The 14,793-nt window shown below is 62.7% G+C and carries 13 protein-coding genes; 9 read left to right on the forward strand and 4 right to left on the reverse strand.

What is annotated here, in order from left to right; translation table 11 throughout:
- The first annotated feature begins 40 nt into the window (after window positions 1-40).
- Window positions 41-523: an RNA polymerase sigma factor gene (locus tag ACSQ8R_RS12170; RefSeq protein WP_436253590.1), complete on the forward strand. Its 483-nt coding sequence runs from the start codon at window positions 41-43 to the stop codon at window positions 521-523.
- Window positions 524-525: 2 nt separating this feature from the next.
- Window positions 526-1,371 carry an anti-sigma factor family protein gene (locus tag ACSQ8R_RS12175; RefSeq protein WP_436253591.1) on the forward strand — a complete coding sequence of 282 codons (846 nt, stop codon included), beginning with the start codon at window positions 526-528 and terminating at the stop codon, window positions 1,369-1,371.
- Window positions 1,372-1,404: 33 nt separating this feature from the next.
- Here the strand turns inward: ACSQ8R_RS12175 and ACSQ8R_RS12180 are convergent, their stop codons facing one another.
- Together ACSQ8R_RS12180 and leuA are read right to left on the reverse strand one after the other, a co-directional pair.
- Window positions 1,405-2,565 carry a M20 aminoacylase family protein gene (locus tag ACSQ8R_RS12180; protein WP_436253592.1) on the reverse strand — a complete coding sequence of 387 codons (1,161 nt, stop codon included), beginning with the start codon at window positions 2,563-2,565 and terminating at the stop codon, window positions 1,405-1,407.
- Between the two features lie 233 nt (window positions 2,566-2,798).
- The gene (gene leuA, locus ACSQ8R_RS12185) at window positions 2,799-4,520 is read right to left on the reverse strand and encodes a 2-isopropylmalate synthase (RefSeq protein WP_436253593.1); all 1,722 of its coding nucleotides are present in this window, start codon (window positions 4,518-4,520) and stop codon (window positions 2,799-2,801) included.
- 438 nt (window positions 4,521-4,958) lie between these two features.
- On the opposite strand from leuA, the gene ACSQ8R_RS12190 reads away from it, so the two are divergent.
- Genes ACSQ8R_RS12190 through ACSQ8R_RS12200 form a run of 3 tightly spaced genes read left to right on the forward strand, consistent with a single transcriptional unit; the run spans window position 4,959 to window position 6,785 of the window.
- Window positions 4,959-5,279 (forward strand): hypothetical protein, encoded by a 321-nt coding sequence (locus tag ACSQ8R_RS12190; protein ID WP_436253594.1) that lies wholly within the window; start codon window positions 4,959-4,961, stop codon window positions 5,277-5,279.
- 16 nt (window positions 5,280-5,295) lie between these two features.
- Entirely contained in the window at window positions 5,296-5,721 is a 426-nt protein-coding gene (locus ACSQ8R_RS12195; RefSeq protein ID WP_436253595.1) for a hypothetical protein, read from the forward strand.
- 20 nt (window positions 5,722-5,741) lie between these two features.
- The gene (locus ACSQ8R_RS12200; RefSeq protein ID WP_436253596.1) at window positions 5,742-6,785 is read left to right on the forward strand and encodes a DNA/RNA non-specific endonuclease; all 1,044 of its coding nucleotides are present in this window, start codon (window positions 5,742-5,744) and stop codon (window positions 6,783-6,785) included.
- A gap of 22 nt (window positions 6,786-6,807) precedes the next feature.
- On the opposite strand, the gene ACSQ8R_RS12205 is transcribed toward ACSQ8R_RS12200, so the two are convergent.
- Window positions 6,808-7,989, reverse strand: a complete 1,182-nt coding sequence (locus ACSQ8R_RS12205; RefSeq protein WP_436253597.1) for a benzoate/H(+) symporter BenE family transporter — start codon at window positions 7,987-7,989, stop codon at window positions 6,808-6,810.
- A gap of 285 nt (window positions 7,990-8,274) precedes the next feature.
- On the opposite strand from ACSQ8R_RS12205, the gene ACSQ8R_RS12210 reads away from it, so the two are divergent.
- The 3 genes from ACSQ8R_RS12210 to ACSQ8R_RS12220 all read left to right on the forward strand — a co-directional run bounded on the left by ACSQ8R_RS12210 (window position 8,275) and on the right by ACSQ8R_RS12220 (window position 13,184).
- Window positions 8,275-9,219: a diguanylate cyclase gene (locus ACSQ8R_RS12210; protein ID WP_436253598.1), complete on the forward strand. Its 945-nt coding sequence runs from the start codon at window positions 8,275-8,277 to the stop codon at window positions 9,217-9,219.
- 134 nt (window positions 9,220-9,353) lie between these two features.
- Entirely contained in the window at window positions 9,354-12,050 is a 2,697-nt protein-coding gene (locus ACSQ8R_RS12215) for a bifunctional diguanylate cyclase/phosphodiesterase (RefSeq protein ID WP_436253599.1), read from the forward strand.
- Window positions 12,051-12,155: 105 nt separating this feature from the next.
- Window positions 12,156-13,184, forward strand: a complete 1,029-nt coding sequence (locus ACSQ8R_RS12220) for a MerR family transcriptional regulator (RefSeq protein ID WP_436253600.1) — start codon at window positions 12,156-12,158, stop codon at window positions 13,182-13,184.
- A 128-nt stretch (window positions 13,185-13,312) separates the two neighbouring features.
- Here the strand turns inward: ACSQ8R_RS12220 and ACSQ8R_RS12225 are convergent, their stop codons facing one another.
- Window positions 13,313-13,903, reverse strand: coding sequence for an ATP-dependent Clp protease proteolytic subunit (locus tag ACSQ8R_RS12225; RefSeq protein ID WP_436253601.1), 591 nt, complete (start codon window positions 13,901-13,903; stop codon window positions 13,313-13,315).
- A 214-nt stretch (window positions 13,904-14,117) separates the two neighbouring features.
- Here ACSQ8R_RS12225 and ACSQ8R_RS12230 point away from each other — a divergent pair, with 214 nt between their 5' ends.
- Window positions 14,118-14,702: a HupE/UreJ family protein gene (locus tag ACSQ8R_RS12230; protein ID WP_436253602.1), complete on the forward strand. Its 585-nt coding sequence runs from the start codon at window positions 14,118-14,120 to the stop codon at window positions 14,700-14,702.
- The last annotated feature ends 91 nt before the right edge of the window (window positions 14,703-14,793 follow it).

Genomic DNA, 14,793 nt, shown 5'->3' on the forward strand with positions numbered 1-14,793 from the left:
CCACTTACGACAGCAGATCACAGGTAAGCCGCCGCTATACATGACCCAACCGAGCCCATCGACCGACATCCGGCGCGACCTCGTAGCGCTCCTGCCTCGCCTGCGCCGTTTCGCGCTGACGCTGGCCGGAACTGCTGGCGAGGCCGATGATCTGGTGCGTGAAGCGGCCGGCAGGGCGATCCAGAAAAGCCATCACTGGAAGGGCGAAGGCCGGCTGGAAAGCTGGCTTTTCAGCATGATCCGCAGCACTTTCGTCGATGAAGCCAAGAAACGCCGGCGCACCGAGGGCAACGTCGCCGACGCTTCCACGGCCGGAAGTTCCCGCCCTTCCAAGAAGGACGCTCTTGCTTGCCTGCCGGACGGGCTGGCGAGCGTTTTCCTGCTCGCCGATGTCGAAGGTTTCGCCCATGCGGAGGCCGCCGCAATCCTCGGCATCCAGCCGGATCTCTTTGCCGTCCGCCTTTGCACCGCACGTCTCAGCCTGGCGGCGGCCGCCGCCGAGACGAGCGAGCGGAGAGCGTGAGGATGAACATCCCCCAGCCCTCGCCGCTCGAACTGCGGCTTTCCGCCTATATCGATGGGCAAACCGGCGACGATGCCAGGCATGACGTCGAGGAACTTCTGGTCAACGACCCGCAGGCCCGGTCCCTGCACGATGCACTGAAGCGCGGCGCCGATCTCGGCCGGCGCGCGTTTGACGACATGCTGAAGGAACCGGTGCCGCTCGATCTGGTACGCACCATCAAGAATGCGCCGCTGCCGCGCCGGGCCATACGACTGCCGCAGGGGCCCCGCCCGAACCTTTCATTCAAGCCGTCCGGCCTGCAGGCGGTCGCGGCCTGCGCCCTGTTTTTCGTGCTCGGCGGCGGCATCGGCTATATGATCGGCGGCAACCCCGCGGTGCCGCAGTTTTCGATGATTTCCATGCCCGGCGCCAGCAGCCGCGACTGGCTGGACGATATCATCGCCCATTACCGGCTCTATGCGCGCCAGACCAATCACCTCGCAGAAATTCCGGCCGAAAGGCCCGCCGATATCCTCGAATGGCTGACCACCAATACCGGCGTCGGTTTTCGGATCCCCGATCTCAGCGACAGCGGCCTGACCTTCCAGGGCGCCCGCCTGTTTGCCGCCGGCGGCGGGCCGGTCGGCCAGCTTCTCTACCGCCGCACCGACGGCGAAGGAGACGGCGACGTGATCGCCATCTCGTTCACCAAGACCCGGCCCGAGGGCAACCGCTCGATCGAGGAAATCCGCAACGACACCGGCCTCGTCTCCTGGGTCACGCCGCTTGCCACCTACATGATCATCGGCCCCTCCTCGGCAGCCGATCTGGATGACATCGCAGCGAAGGCGGCGGGGTTGATTTAGGGCGGCCCGCGTGGCCCCGGTTTTCTCCAGACCCTACAACGGCATTCCGCTTTCTATTAAAGATTTGAAATACGCTATACCGTACGGGATCGCGGCATCGTTGAAGTCGTAACGTGGATCGTGCACGGACGCTGTATCGCCATTGCCGATGAGCATGATGTTTCCCGGGCGCTCCTCAAGCATGAACGAGAAGTCCTCCGATCCCATGAGTGGTGCCAGCTCCGCACTCACATTCGTTTCTCCAACCAGAGCTTTCGCCACGTTGACTGCAAAGAGTGTCTCACGAACGTGGTTCACGGTCGGCGGATACATTCGCTTGTAGGCCACGCTGGCTTTCGCTCCGTATGCTTCTGCGACCTTCTCGGCGATAGTGATCACGCGTGCCTCGATGAGATCACGCAGGGACGGGTCAAAAGTCCTTGTCGTGCCGCGTAGCTCGGCCGACTGTGGGATGATGTTACCGGCCTTGCCGCCATTCAAAGCACCTACGGTTACGACCGCACATTTCATTGGATGGACATTCCGGGACACGATCGTCTGGAACGCTAGGATGATGTTTGAGCCTACGACCAGCGGATCGATGCTGACATGCGGTGACGCACCATGCGCGCCCTTGCCTTCAACGTGAATGCGAAACCCGTCAGCGGATGCCGCGATTGGCCCGCTGGCCGTGGCAAAATGGCCGATTGGGAGGCCAGGCTCGGTATGCAAGGCATAGATTTCAGCGATTCGGAACCGAGATATCAAGCCATCGTCGATCATCGCCTTTGCGCCACCGCCGCCTTCCTCGGCGGGCTGGAAGATGACGGCGGCAATCCCGTCGAAATGACGCGTCCGCGCCAGCTGCTGCGCGGCGCCAAGCAACATGGCGGTGTGACCGTCGTGACCACAGGCATGCATCTTTCCCTGGGTTTTCGAAGCCCAGGGCACGCCCGTCATTTCCTCGATTGGCAAAGCATCCATATCGGCCCTCAAGCCAATGACTTTGCCACTTGTCCGTTTCTGGCCGTGAATGAGACCGACGACGCCAGTCCGGCCGATCTCGGTTACGATCTCATCGCACCCGAATTCCTTGAGCTTTGCCGAGACGAACGAGGCTGTCCTATGAACCTCGTAAAGAAGTTCCGGATGGGCATGCAGATCGCGGCGCCATTCAACTACTTCGCGATATTCCTCTTCGGGTTTTATGGTCATGCTCCGCCTGAGTGGTCCTTAAGGAACCTGCCTGCAAGAATGCTCGCAATCTTCTGTTTAGTAGAAGTTTAGGCAGGCGCGCTCATGGAATGGATTGTGACGCAGGCGACGCAAGCGGCACCCACATCCTTGTTGTCAGGATCGAGGTTAAGCTATGCGGTTGCAGAGAGATCGCTGGGGCCGCCATTTCAAGCGGCCCATCCGAGGCCCGCGACTGATCCAGGCTCCCCGTCTCACCCCTTGGCAGCCAGCACCCTGTTCGCCGCCGAAACGATCGCTTCGAGCGAGGCCGCAACGATGTTCTTGTTGATGCCGGCGCCGAAGAGTTTTCCGTTCGGGTGCTCCATCTCCACATAGGCGATGGCGGATGCGTTCGAACCATGCTGCAGCGAGTGTTCGGAATAGTCGGCGACCGAGAGCTCTATGCCGAGATAGGTCGACAGCGCGTTGATGAAGCCGTCGATCGGCCCCGTGCCCTTGCCTTCGATCCGCTTCGTCTCACCGCCGTCGGTGATCTCCGCTGCGACGACGCGGACGCCCTTGTGGTCGACCCCGGCCGGAAAGGTGTGGTGATCGACGAATTTCAGCCGTCCGCCGGGTTGCTCCACGTAGCGCTCAATGAAGCTTTCATAGATGCGCTTGGCGGGAAGCTCCACGCCTTCTTCGTCGGTGATCTTCTGGATCTCCTCGCGGAACTCGACCTGCAGGTTGCGCGGCAGGTTCAGGCCGTAATCCTCGGCCAGGATATAGGCGATGCCGCCCTTGCCCGACTGCGAGTTGATGCGGATGATCGCCTCGTAGGACCGGCCGACATCGCGCGGGTCGATCGGCAGGTAGGGCACTTCCCAGACCGGATGGTTGGCGACCTTGATCGCCTTCATGCCCTTGTTGATCGCATCCTGGTGCGAGCCGGAAAAGGCGGTGTAGACCAGTTCGCCGACATAAGGATGGCGCTCGGGAATGACCATCTGGTTGGAATATTCGTAGACCGCCTTGATCCGCTCGATATCGGAGCAATCCAGTTCCGGATCGACCCCTTGCGTGTACATGTTGAGCGCCAGCGTCACCACATCGACATTGCCGGTGCGCTCGCCATTGCCGAACAGCGTGCCCTCGACACGGTCCGCACCCGCCATCAGGCCGAGTTCGGTCGCGGCGATGCCGGTACCGCGGTCGTTATGGGGGTGCAGCGAGATGATGATGTTTTCGCGGTTGTCGAGATTGCGGCACATCCATTCGATCTGGTCGGCATAGACGTTCGGGGTCGCCATCTCGACCGTCGAGGGCAGGTTGAGGATCAGCTTGTCCTCGGCGGTCGGCCTGATCACCTCGGTGACCGCATTGCAGATTTCCAGCGCCACTTCCAGCTCGGTGCCTGTAAAGCTTTCCGGCGAATACTGGAAGCGAAAACCACCGCCGGCCTTCGCCGCCATGTCGGTGATCATCTTCGCCGCATCCACGGCAATCTGCTTGATGCCGGCGACGTCCTTGGCGAACACCACGCGGCGCTGCAGCTCGCTGGTCGAATTGTAGAAATGGATGATCGGCCTGTGGGCGCCTTCCAGCGATTCGAAGGTGCGGGTGATCAGCTCCGGCCGGCACTGGACGAGCACCTGCATCGAAACGTCTTCCGGCACGCCGCCCTCTTCCACGCACCAGCGGGCGAAGTCGAAATCGGTCTGCGAGGCCGACGGGAAACCGATCTCGATTTCCTTGAAGCCCATGTCGAGCAGCATCTTGAACATGCGGGCCTTGCGGTCATGGCCCATCGGGTTGACCAGAGACTGGTTGCCGTCGCGCAGGTCGACCGAACACCAGATCGGCGCCTTGGTGATGGTTTTCGAGGGCCAGGTGCGGTCGGGAATGTTGATGCTCGGGTAAGCGCGGTATTTCACGGCCGCGTCGGGCATGCCGGATTTCTGGCCGGCTTTCGGGGAATGGGTCTTGGCGTCCATTGTCGTCGTCTCTTCTCGCTTCACGCGTCGCTCGGCATCCGTCAGGGGAATTGCCGTCGTCGATGCGGACCTCTAGCGGTCTTTTGTGCTCAAGTCTTGAATGTTCGTGAGAGGAGCTCTTATGCCGGGCGGGCTTGTCGGCCGCCGGGCGCTCCTCAACGGACCCGGCAACCGCGCGTAAGGTCGAGGCTAAGAAGCGAGGAAAGCGCAAATACCGTCGTCCCGGCCGCGGTGCGGCGGGTAGACGAACGGTCGGACATGATTGCGCCTGTCATGGTCATGAGGCGCTTATAGCCGCTGGATCTCGCAACGGCAAGCCCACCTCGCCGACAAGAAAAAGCCCCCCTCACCGCTCGAAATGCGCGAACTCGGATCAGAATTCCACTTGACAGGCCACCGACCTGATCTAAGGTCAGTCAACCTATGGGGGAATATTCCATGGCTGGCTTTTCGTCCGTCGCGACCATTGCCCTGGTCGCAGCGCTGTCGGCTTTTGCCTTCGTCACGCTCCTGAAACTGCTGGACGGCAGTATCAACATGAGTGGAATGCTGGCAAATGGCAAGGATCAACCGAACGATCCGGAGCGGGTCGTCATGCTGATCGGGACCATCACCGGTGCACTTGCCTACTTCTCCTATGGGTTGAAATCGGGAGTCGTCGATGGAGGGCTTCCACCAATCCCCCAGGAAGCGGCGATGGCCCTCGGCGGCAGCAATTTTCTCTACATTTTCGGCAAGATTTTTCGGCCAAGGAAATGATCCAAGGGAAGTGACCATGTCCATATTCGATCCGCAATTCATTTCACGCCTCGTCGCCATCGTCGTCAGCATCATCGTCCTCGCGCTGGCCTTCACCGTCATCCGGGCCATCTGGAAAAATGACATCAACCTGAACCACCTCCTCAGCGAATCGCCGCAGGCCGGCGCCCCGCCGGACGAGGTGCCGAAGGCGAGCCTCAGCCGCTTCCAGATGCTTGTCTTCACCTTCGTCGTCGCCGGGCTCTATCTCGTGCTTTCGCTCGAAACCGGGACACTCATCGACATACCTGAAGGAACCCTTGCGCTGATCGGCATCAGCAGCGGGACCTATGTGCTTGGAAAGGTGATCAGCGGCCAGAAGCCGACACCGCCCGCGGCTCCCGCCCAACCCCAGCCGCCGGCTGGCCCTGAGAAACCGCGGACCACGAGACCGACCGGCTGACGAAGCAACGGGAGAGCCTGATGCGCAGCGTATTTGGGATTTCAAACGGGTTGACGGCCGCGATCCGGCTTGCCGCCGCGGCAGGCTTGCTTGCCGCCTCGGCGGGCAATGCGCAGGCGGGCGAAGCGCTGCCGGCAGACCTTCAGGCCTGCGCTTCGATATTCGATCCCGTAGGGATGCCGTCCGGCACGGATGGGGCCGATGAGCACGAATACACGTTCCAGAACCGCAGCATGCCACCGGTTCCCAATCCGCCGTTCCTCTATCGCTGCCATCTCGGCGGCTTCGCATTGCGGTTCAATGGGGTCACCAAGGTGCCGGACTGGGTTGCCGAGGATATCGTCCCCGAGGAAGTCGGCAGCGGCGCGGAGCGCAGCGATGATTTCTTCGTGGATAAAACCCTGCCCGAAGGGTATTCCGCGCTGCTGTCGCACTACAAGCACAGCGGCTACGATCGCGGCCATCAGGCGCCGGCGGGAGATTTTTCCGCAAGACAGGATCTGATGGACGAGACCTTCGTCCTCTCCAACATGGGACCGCAGGTCGGCGCCTGTTTCAACCAGGGGATCTGGCGCGAACTGGAAACAGCGATCCGCAATCTCCTGCCCACCCGCCCCCGTCTCATCGTGTTCACCGGCCCGATCTTCTCCGGCCCGTTGAAGACGGTTGACGACGTCAAGGCCGAACGTCAGGCCAAGGTGGCGAAGGTGGCTCCGCCGACCGCACCCGCAACCATCCCTTCTCAATCTCCGACCACCGGACAGCCGGCCCCTCCGGCATCGTCTGCCGCCGAAGTGAAACCGGCCGAGGCATCCGCTGTCCCGACAGGTTCGGTGGCGATCCCGACGGCATTCTTCAAGATCGTCTATGCCGTGCAGGAGCAGCGGGCCATGGCCTTCCGCTTCAAGAACGAGGCGCGTTGCAAGACCGCCTATGCGGCGGACGAGTTTCGCACGACGATCGATGCGATCGAGGAAGACACCGGGTTCGATTTCCTGCCCGTCCTGTCCGGCCGCCGGCAGACCGTTCTCGAAAAGCAGGTCTCGCCGTTCTGGACGTGGTGAACGATCGGCATGCTCTCCTCGTTCAAGCCCGGCGCTTCACCGCTCGCTGCAGCACCATCATCACGCCGCCGGCCACGAGGCCCCAGAAGGCCCCGGAAATCCCCGCAAAGGCGAGGCCCGACGCCGTCACCAGGAAGGTGATCGCCGCGGCTTCCCGCGTCTCCGGCTCGCGATAGGCAGCAAAGGCCGCGTTGGCAAAGGCGCCGATCAGGCCGAGGCCCGCGACCGCCTGCAACAGGATCGGCGGCGCCAGCGACACGAAGGCGATGATGCCGCCGGCGATCAGGCCGAACACGATGTAGCCGAAGCCGGCGACGATGGCGGCCCAGTATCGCCGGGCGGGATCCGGATGGGCATCCTCGCTGGCGCACATCGCCGCCGTGATCGCCGCCATGTTGACCGGCACGCCGCCGACAAGCCCGCCGAGGATCGAAAAGATGCCGGTGCCGGCAAACATCACGCCCGGCGGCGGTTCGTAGTGATGCACCTTCAGGATCGCCATGCCGGGAATGTTCTGGGATGCCATTGTGACGATGAACAGCGGCAGCGCCACCGAGATCGCCCCGTGCAGGGTGAAGACCGGCGTGACGAAGGTCAGGTCCGGATGGATCGCCGCGCCGATCTGCGCCATCGCGTCCGGGGCAAGGTCGACTCCGAAGATCAGCACCAGGACCAGCGCGCCGAGCGAGGCCGGCACCGCCCACAGCCGCCACCGCGAGACCACCACCATCCAGGTCAGCACGATCGGCAGGCCGAGTGCCGCATTGAACGCGACGGCCTTCACCGGCGCGAGGCAGAGGCTCAGGAGGATGCCGGCAAGCATGGCATTGGCAAGCGGCGCCGGGATCAACCGGATCGCCCGGCTGAGCGGCCGGAACAGGCCGGAGAGGATGATCAGCACGCCGCAGACCACGAATGCGCCGACGACCGCCGGAAAGCCGCCTTCGATCACGCTGATGCCGGACAAAAGCGCCGCACCCGGCGTCGACCAGGCAATGCTGATCGGCATCCGGTACCAGCTCGAGAACACGATCGCCAGGACGCCCATGGAGATCGATTGCGCCAGAAGCGCCGAGGCGATTTCCGGCGCGGTCGCGCCCATCGCCTGCAGCCCCTGCATGATCACTGCAAACGAGCTGACGAACCCGACAAACGCGGTGAGCAGCCCCATCATCAGGGCCGAAACGGAAAAATCCTTGAACATGCGGGCGGGGACTCGTGAATTTCAAAGTCCGCAATCGAACATGGGCCCGCCGGCAAAGGCAAGGTGCGTTTGCGGCAAAAGGGTACGGCCGAATGGGAAAGCAACGGCGGCGGCCGGCCCATTGCCTTTGCCGCCCGCCCGCCCCGTTCTTTGGTTCGTGCATGCGAATATTCGCATCTGTTGATAATTTGGAAGGAGTTTGGCGTTAGTCTCCGAACTGTGCGCCCGTTGCTTCCGGTCGGTCCGGTCATGCAGCCCGGATTGCATCAACGCCCGGGAAACGCAATGACGGCAGCTCACCTTGCGCCAGAAATCGAGAGCGGACAGGGGACCACCTTTTCCCGCGATCAGCTCTATTTCATTCTGTCGGCGCTCCCGGATCCCTGCTTCGTCCTCACGCGCAGCGGCCGTTATGCCGCGCTCTTCGGCGGCAAGGACACCCGCTATTATCATGACGGCAGCAATCTCGTCGGCAAGAGCGTCTACGACGTCCTGGTCTTCGAGAAGGCGCATCGCTTCGTGCGGGAAATCGAAAAGGCACTCGCCTCGCGTGCCCTGCACATTATCGAATACAGTCTCGCCGGCAGCGACGTGAAGGGGTTGGAGAATGACGGCCCCGACCATCCGATCTGGTTCGAGGGGCGCCTGCAGGCTCTTGATTTCGAGGTCGATGGCGAGGATGCGATCGTCTGGGTGGCCAGCAACATCACCGAGAAGAACGCCGTCGAGAACCAGTTGCGCCATCAGAGCGAGACCGATGCGCTGACCGGCTTCTTCAACCGCCGGAAGCTGATGGACGTGCTCGCCCTGAAGTTCGAGCTTTTTCGCGACGAGCATATCCCGACATCGGTGTTCATGTTCGACATCGACCACTTCAAGACCGTCAACGACGATTTCGGCCATGCGGTGGGCGATGCGGTTCTGAAAGCGATCGCCGACGTCTGCCGCCTTGAATTGCGTAAGACCGACTTTCTCGCCCGTCTCGGCGGCGACGAGTTCGTCGTGGTCATGCCCGCCACCCGGCAGGAACATGGCATCGTGATCGCCAACCGGTTGCGCCAGCGCGTCGCTTCCGAGGTGCGGGACACGCTTGGCCATCACGCGACGATCAGCGGCGGCTTGAGCGAATTTCTATCGGCGGATGCGTCGTCCGAGGACATTCTGAAACGCGCCGACGACGGCCTCTACCTTTCCAAGCGTGCCGGCAGGAACCGGATCAGCCCCGCATAGGCATGCCGGCGGCCCATTCCCGTACGAACGGGATTTTACGCCTGTTTGGCACGCGATTGCGTAACTGGCACTCCGGTAAATTAGACAATCTTAAATTTTGTCGGCCACTGTGGGGAACACCATCGGAAATCTCCATGACCTCGCTGCTATTACTCTCGAAATCGAAATCGTCTCGTCTTCAGTTTTTTGGCCTCGGTTATTTTTTCCCGGCCATACTTGCCGTCGCCGGTCTGCTGGTCGGGGTGGTTCGCGCCGATATCGAAAAACGCGAGCAGTATCATGTGGCGGAGCAGGTAAAGGCAGCCGAGCAGCTCGCCAGGGTGGCGGCGAGCCTCGAGACCAATATCCACGGCAACGTCAACCTGATCTACGGGCTGGTCGCCGCGATTGCCGCTAACCCGAACATCAACCAACCGCAATTCACGGCGCTTTCGGAACGGATTTTCAGCGTTCCCTCGCAGATGCGCAATGTCGCCGGCGCCAAGGATCTGGTGATCAGCCTGGTCTATCCGGAGGAGCCGAACAAGAAGAGCCTCGGCCTCGACTACCGCACCAACGAACTGCAGAGGGATGCCGTGATGAGAGCCGTCGAGCGGCGGACGCTCGTCATCACCGGGCCGGTCAACCTGGTGCAGGGCGGCCAGGGGCTGATCGCCCGCTATCCGGTGTTCTCGCTTGCAAACGGCCGGTTCTGGGGCGTCGTTTCGGCTGTCATCGATCTCGATCGGCTTTATGCGGACAGCAACGTCAATACTCAGCGCCAGACACTCGACATCGCGATTTCGCAACGGCCCATTCCCGCCGAAGCCGATATCTTCCTCGGCAACCTGGCGATATTCTCTCAGGACCCCGTCAAATCGAGGATCGACCTTGGTTACGACACCTGGTACCTCGCCGCTGTCCCGAAAGACGGATGGCAAGGCTTGCCGCCGGACATGTTCAGCTTCCGGATCACCGCCCTTCTGATCGCCTTCTGCATTGCCGCCCCGCTCATCTGGGCAGGGATGTTGATGAAACAGCGTCACGGCAATATCATTACCCTGCAGCAACGCGAGGAACAGCTGGAAACGCTGTCCCAGCGCCTCGAACTGGCGCTCCAGGCCTCGGGCGTCGGGGTCTGGGAATATGAACCTTCGACCGACACGCTGATCTGGGACCCGCGCATGCGTGAGCTCTACGACGCGCCGCCGGACAGGCATGCCCTCGAATTCGCGGACTGGCGCGATGCGTTGCATCCCGACGACGCGGAAGCTGCCGAAGCGAATTTCCGCAACGCGATCAAGAACGAAACGGGCTATCGCACCGAGTTCCGCGTCTTGTCCGGCAGTGGCCAGGTCCGCCACATCCGCGCGCACGGCGCGACCTACCGAACCGCGAGTGGCGTCAAGCGGGTGGTCGGCGCCAATTGGGACGTCACCAGGGACGTTACGCTGAATTCCGAACTGCGGCTGGCGCAGGCCAGAGCCGAACTGCAGAACGACGAATTGCGTTCCGCAAGGCGCACGCTCGAACATCAGTCGCTGCACGACGCCTTGACGGGACTGCCGAACCGGCGCTTCCTCGACCAATTCATGACGGCCGGAGAGAACCAGGCCGCAGGTCACCGCCTGGCATTCATCCACATCGATCTCGACCGCTTCAAGGAAGTCAACGACACGCTCGGTCACGCGGCCGGCGATGCCGTGTTGAAGGCCGCCACGTCCCGTCTGCTCGAACTGATCGACCACGACGAGTTCGCCTCGCGCATCGGCGGTGACGAATTCGTGGTCGTGACCGGGGGAGCGCAACCGCAGCGTCGCGCCGAATACCTTGCCCAGTCGATCGTCAACACCCTTGCCCGCCCCATCGATATCGGCGGACACGAATGTCGCATCGGCTGCAGCGCCGGCATCGCCTGCCAGACCGATACGGGCGAGGAATTGAGCCAATTGCTGATCAACGCCGACATCGCGCTCTATGAGGCCAAGAAACGCGGCCGCAACCGCGTCGAGGTGTTCTCCAAGGAGCTTCGCTCCGCAGCCGTGCTGCGCAAGCGCATGTCCGACGACTTCCTGAGCGCGCTCGAAGGCGACCAGATCATCCCGTTTTTCCAGCCTCAGTTCGATGCGCATTCGCTCGCCATCGTCGGCGTCGAGGCGCTGGCGCGCTGGCAGCATCCCCAACGCGGACTGCTGTCGCCGGACAATTTCCTGGCAATCGCCGAGAGCCTCCACCGGGCGGCCGATATCGATGCCATCATTCTCGAAAAGGCGCTCTTCCAGTCGGCGAGATGGAGTGCGCTCGGGCTCGATATCCCGCATCTTTCCGTCAACATCTCGGCTCAGCGCCTGAAGGACGAAAGGCTGTTCAAGCGGCTGGCCGAACTGCCGATCATCCCCGGGACCCTATCGTTCGAGCTTCTCGAATCGATCTCCTTCGAAGATCAGGACAAGGAGCTGAGGTCCGCCATCCTCGATCTCAAGGCGATGGGAATCGATATCGAGATCGACGACTTCGGCACCGGCCACGCGTCGATCGTCAGCCTTCTCGAACTCGGGCCCAAGCGGCTGAAGATCGACCGCAAGCTGATCGCACCGCTCGAAGCCGCCGGCTCACAGCGCCGTCTGGTCGCCTCGATCATCGAGATCGGCCGCTCCCAGGGGATCGAGATCGTCGCCGAAGGCGTGGAGACCACCGCGCATGTGGACATCCTGCGCAACCTCGGCTGCCAGACCCTTCAGGGATACGTTTTCGCAAAGCCTATGCCGGCCAACGAGTTCATCACTTTTGCGACCGGCTGGCGGGCTGGTGACCATACGCGCTTCGCCCCGTCGGCGGCGCTGGCCGACTGAGCGCACCCCCTCGAAAAAAAATCCGAACCTCGCAAGACAGCTGTTGACCCGGCCCCTGGGGCTGCCTCGATAGGAGGAGCGGTCAACAACCAACGAGGTGATTCCTTGAGTTCTTCCGCACGCTACCTGAACCCGTCCGATGCCGCCGAACGGCTCGGCATATCCCCCAAGGCGCTGCGCCTCTACGAACAGCGCGGCCTGATCGCCCCGGTCCGCACCGCGGCCGGATGGCGGACCTACGGCCCGGTCGAAATGGCCCGCGCCGGCGAGATCGCCGCATTGCGAGCCCTTGGCCTCAGCCTCGCGCAGGTGGCGCGGGTGCTGAAAGGCGAGGCGCAGGAGCTTGCCCCCGCGCTTGCCGCCCATCAGGCGAAACTTGAAACGGAGGCCCGCCGGATCGCCGGGACGGTCGAAAAAGTCCGCGCTCTGCGCGCGGGCCTTGCCGGCGGCGAGCCGCCCGGAATGCACGAGTTGATGCGACTGACGCGACCGGCGGCCGAGGTCGTCGCGGCGTTCGACCTTCCCTGGCCCTGGGGCGGCGAGCGCTTCGAACTCAGGGATATCAGGCCGCTCAACTACATCATCGGCCCGCTCGGCAGCGGCAAGACGCGGTTCGCAAAGGCCATTGCCGAACACCTTCCGGACGGGGTCTTCGTGGGTCTCGAACGGACCGACGACGCCGCCGCAAAGGCAAGGATGGAAACCGACCCGGCTCTGAAGGCTCGCGTCGACCGGGCGCTTTCCTGGCTTCTCGACGAAGGAGCGGCGCAAACGCCTGCCCTCACCGCCCTCCTCGTCGCGCTGGAAACGGACGGAACCGACATTCCGGTCATCGACATGATCGAACAGGGTCTCGACCAGGCATCGCAGGAAGCGCTCGCCGCCTATCTGCGCAATCGCGGACCAGGCGCCCGCCCGCTCTTCATCATGACCCGATCCTCGGCGATCCTCGATCTCGGCGCCATTGGACAGGACGAGGCGATCATCCTTTGCCCGGCCAACCACAGCCCGCCGAGCCGCGTGGCGCCCATCCCCGGAGCGCCCGGCTACGAAGCCGTCGCAACCTGCCTTGCCGCGCCCGACGTCCGGGCCCGCACGGAAGGCGTCGTCGCCTGGCGTCCGCAGGTCGCCTGAACCGCAAGCCGGAAAAGCTGCCAGCCGCCCGGCAGGCGCTTCTCTGCGGCAATGCGAGCCGGCACGCAGCAAAAAGCCCCGCCAACATTCGCCGGCGGGGCCTTTTCATTTCCAATGGCGGCGAGCGATCAGATTTCGCTCTGCGACGTCACGATCTTGGAAACCAGGCCATAAGCCTTAGCTTCCTCGGCCGATAGCCAGTAGTCGCGATCGGTGTCCTTGGCGATCTTCTCGACCGACTGGCCGGTTGCTTCCGCAAAGATCCGGTTGAGCCGCTCGTTCATCTTGATGATTTCACGGGCCTGGATCTCGATATCGGACGCCATGCCGCGGGTGCCGCCGGACGGTTGATGAAGCAGGAAGCGGGTGTTCGGCAAGCAGATGCGGCGTTCCTTGGGAGCGGACACGTAGATCAGCGCGCCGGCCGATGCGACCCAGCCCGTACCGATCATCCAAACCTTCGGCTTGATGAACTTGACCATGTCATGGATCGAATCGCCCGATTCCACGTGGCCGCCGGGCGAGCTCACATAGACGCGGATGTCTTCGTCGCTGGCGGCGGCAAGCGCCACAAGCTGCGTATTGACCTTCTGCGCCAGTTCCTGGGTGATCGTTCCATAGATGAAGATCGAACGCGACTTGAAAAGATTCGCTTCCGTTTCCTTGCCGAGCGGCAGTTCCTTGGTCTTGTCGTCCTTGTCGTCTTCGTCGTCGAGCACGCTGAATGTCTCCTGCATCAGATTCATATACCGGACATAATGTGTTCGCCGCCGTAAAACAATGGAGCTCAGAGTCTAAGACGGCACCTTCCACGGACTAAGGTGAACGACGTAGTACACAGCCTCCTGCCGCGGCAATTGCCGATGGACAGCCATCGGGCGCTTGCCTATCCTCCGATGCCATTCCGCATCTGCATAATTTCAGGGGACCCAAATGCTGAAACGCCTTTCGCTCGCCGCCGCCATTCTGGCCGCCGCCGCCGCACCCGCCTTCGCCCATCTGAACCCGGACGAGCATGGCTCGCTGCTGGCCGGTTTCTCGCATCCGCTGTTCGGCGCCGACCATATCCTGGTCATGGTCGCCGTCGGTCTCTGGGCGGCGCAGATCGCAACCGGCAGCAACCGCAATGCGCTCTGGATCGTCCCCGCGGCCTTCGTCGGCACGATGGCGGCAGGCTTCCTGCTCGCGCTCGGCGGCATCGGCCTCCCCTTCGTCGAGCCGGCGATCCTCGCCTCGGTGATCGGGCTGGGCCTGCTGGTCGCAACGGCGGTGAAACTGCCGGTTTCGGCGGCTGCCGCCGTCGTCGGCGTTTTTGCGCTGTTCCACGGCCACGCCCATGGCGGCGAGCTCGGCACGGCAGGCGCCCTGCAGTTCGGCATCGGCTTCATGATCGCCACCGCCCTCCTGCATGCCGCCGGCATCGCGCTCGGCCTCGGCATCGCCCGTTTCAGCCCCTATATCGCCCGTATCCTCGGCGGCGCGACGGCGCTTCTCGGCGTCTCGCTGATCTTCGGCTGATCCCCCGGTAACGAGCCAAGATTACCGAAATGTAAGAGATTCCGGCTTTGAAATGCCGGAATCCCTGCCTACCTTCCTGTCCACGGCAAAC

It is taken from the genome of Neorhizobium sp. LjRoot104 (assembly GCF_964253725.1).
Classification (GTDB): Bacteria; Pseudomonadota; Alphaproteobacteria; order Rhizobiales; family Rhizobiaceae; genus Neorhizobium.

Coding starts and splice junctions, on each gene's coding strand:
- ACSQ8R_RS12170 (WP_436253590.1), top strand. CDS start 41: ATGACCCAACCGAGCCCATCGACCGACATCCGGCGCGACCTCGTAGCG.
- ACSQ8R_RS12230 (WP_436253602.1), top strand. CDS start 14,118: ATGCTGAAACGCCTTTCGCTCGCCGCCGCCATTCTGGCCGCCGCCGCC.
- ACSQ8R_RS12210 (WP_436253598.1), top strand. CDS start 8,275: ATGACGGCAGCTCACCTTGCGCCAGAAATCGAGAGCGGACAGGGGACC.
- ACSQ8R_RS12190 (WP_436253594.1), top strand. CDS start 4,959: ATGGCTGGCTTTTCGTCCGTCGCGACCATTGCCCTGGTCGCAGCGCTG.
- ACSQ8R_RS12215 (WP_436253599.1), top strand. CDS start 9,354: ATGACCTCGCTGCTATTACTCTCGAAATCGAAATCGTCTCGTCTTCAG.
- ACSQ8R_RS12180 (WP_436253592.1), bottom strand. CDS start 2,565: ATGACCATAAAACCCGAAGAGGAATATCGCGAAGTAGTTGAATGGCGC.
- ACSQ8R_RS12205 (WP_436253597.1), bottom strand. CDS start 7,989: ATGTTCAAGGATTTTTCCGTTTCGGCCCTGATGATGGGGCTGCTCACC.
- ACSQ8R_RS12175 (WP_436253591.1), top strand. CDS start 526: ATGAACATCCCCCAGCCCTCGCCGCTCGAACTGCGGCTTTCCGCCTAT.
- ACSQ8R_RS12195 (WP_436253595.1), top strand. CDS start 5,296: ATGTCCATATTCGATCCGCAATTCATTTCACGCCTCGTCGCCATCGTC.
- leuA (WP_436253593.1), bottom strand. CDS start 4,520: ATGGACGCCAAGACCCATTCCCCGAAAGCCGGCCAGAAATCCGGCATG.
- ACSQ8R_RS12200 (WP_436253596.1), top strand. CDS start 5,742: ATGCGCAGCGTATTTGGGATTTCAAACGGGTTGACGGCCGCGATCCGG.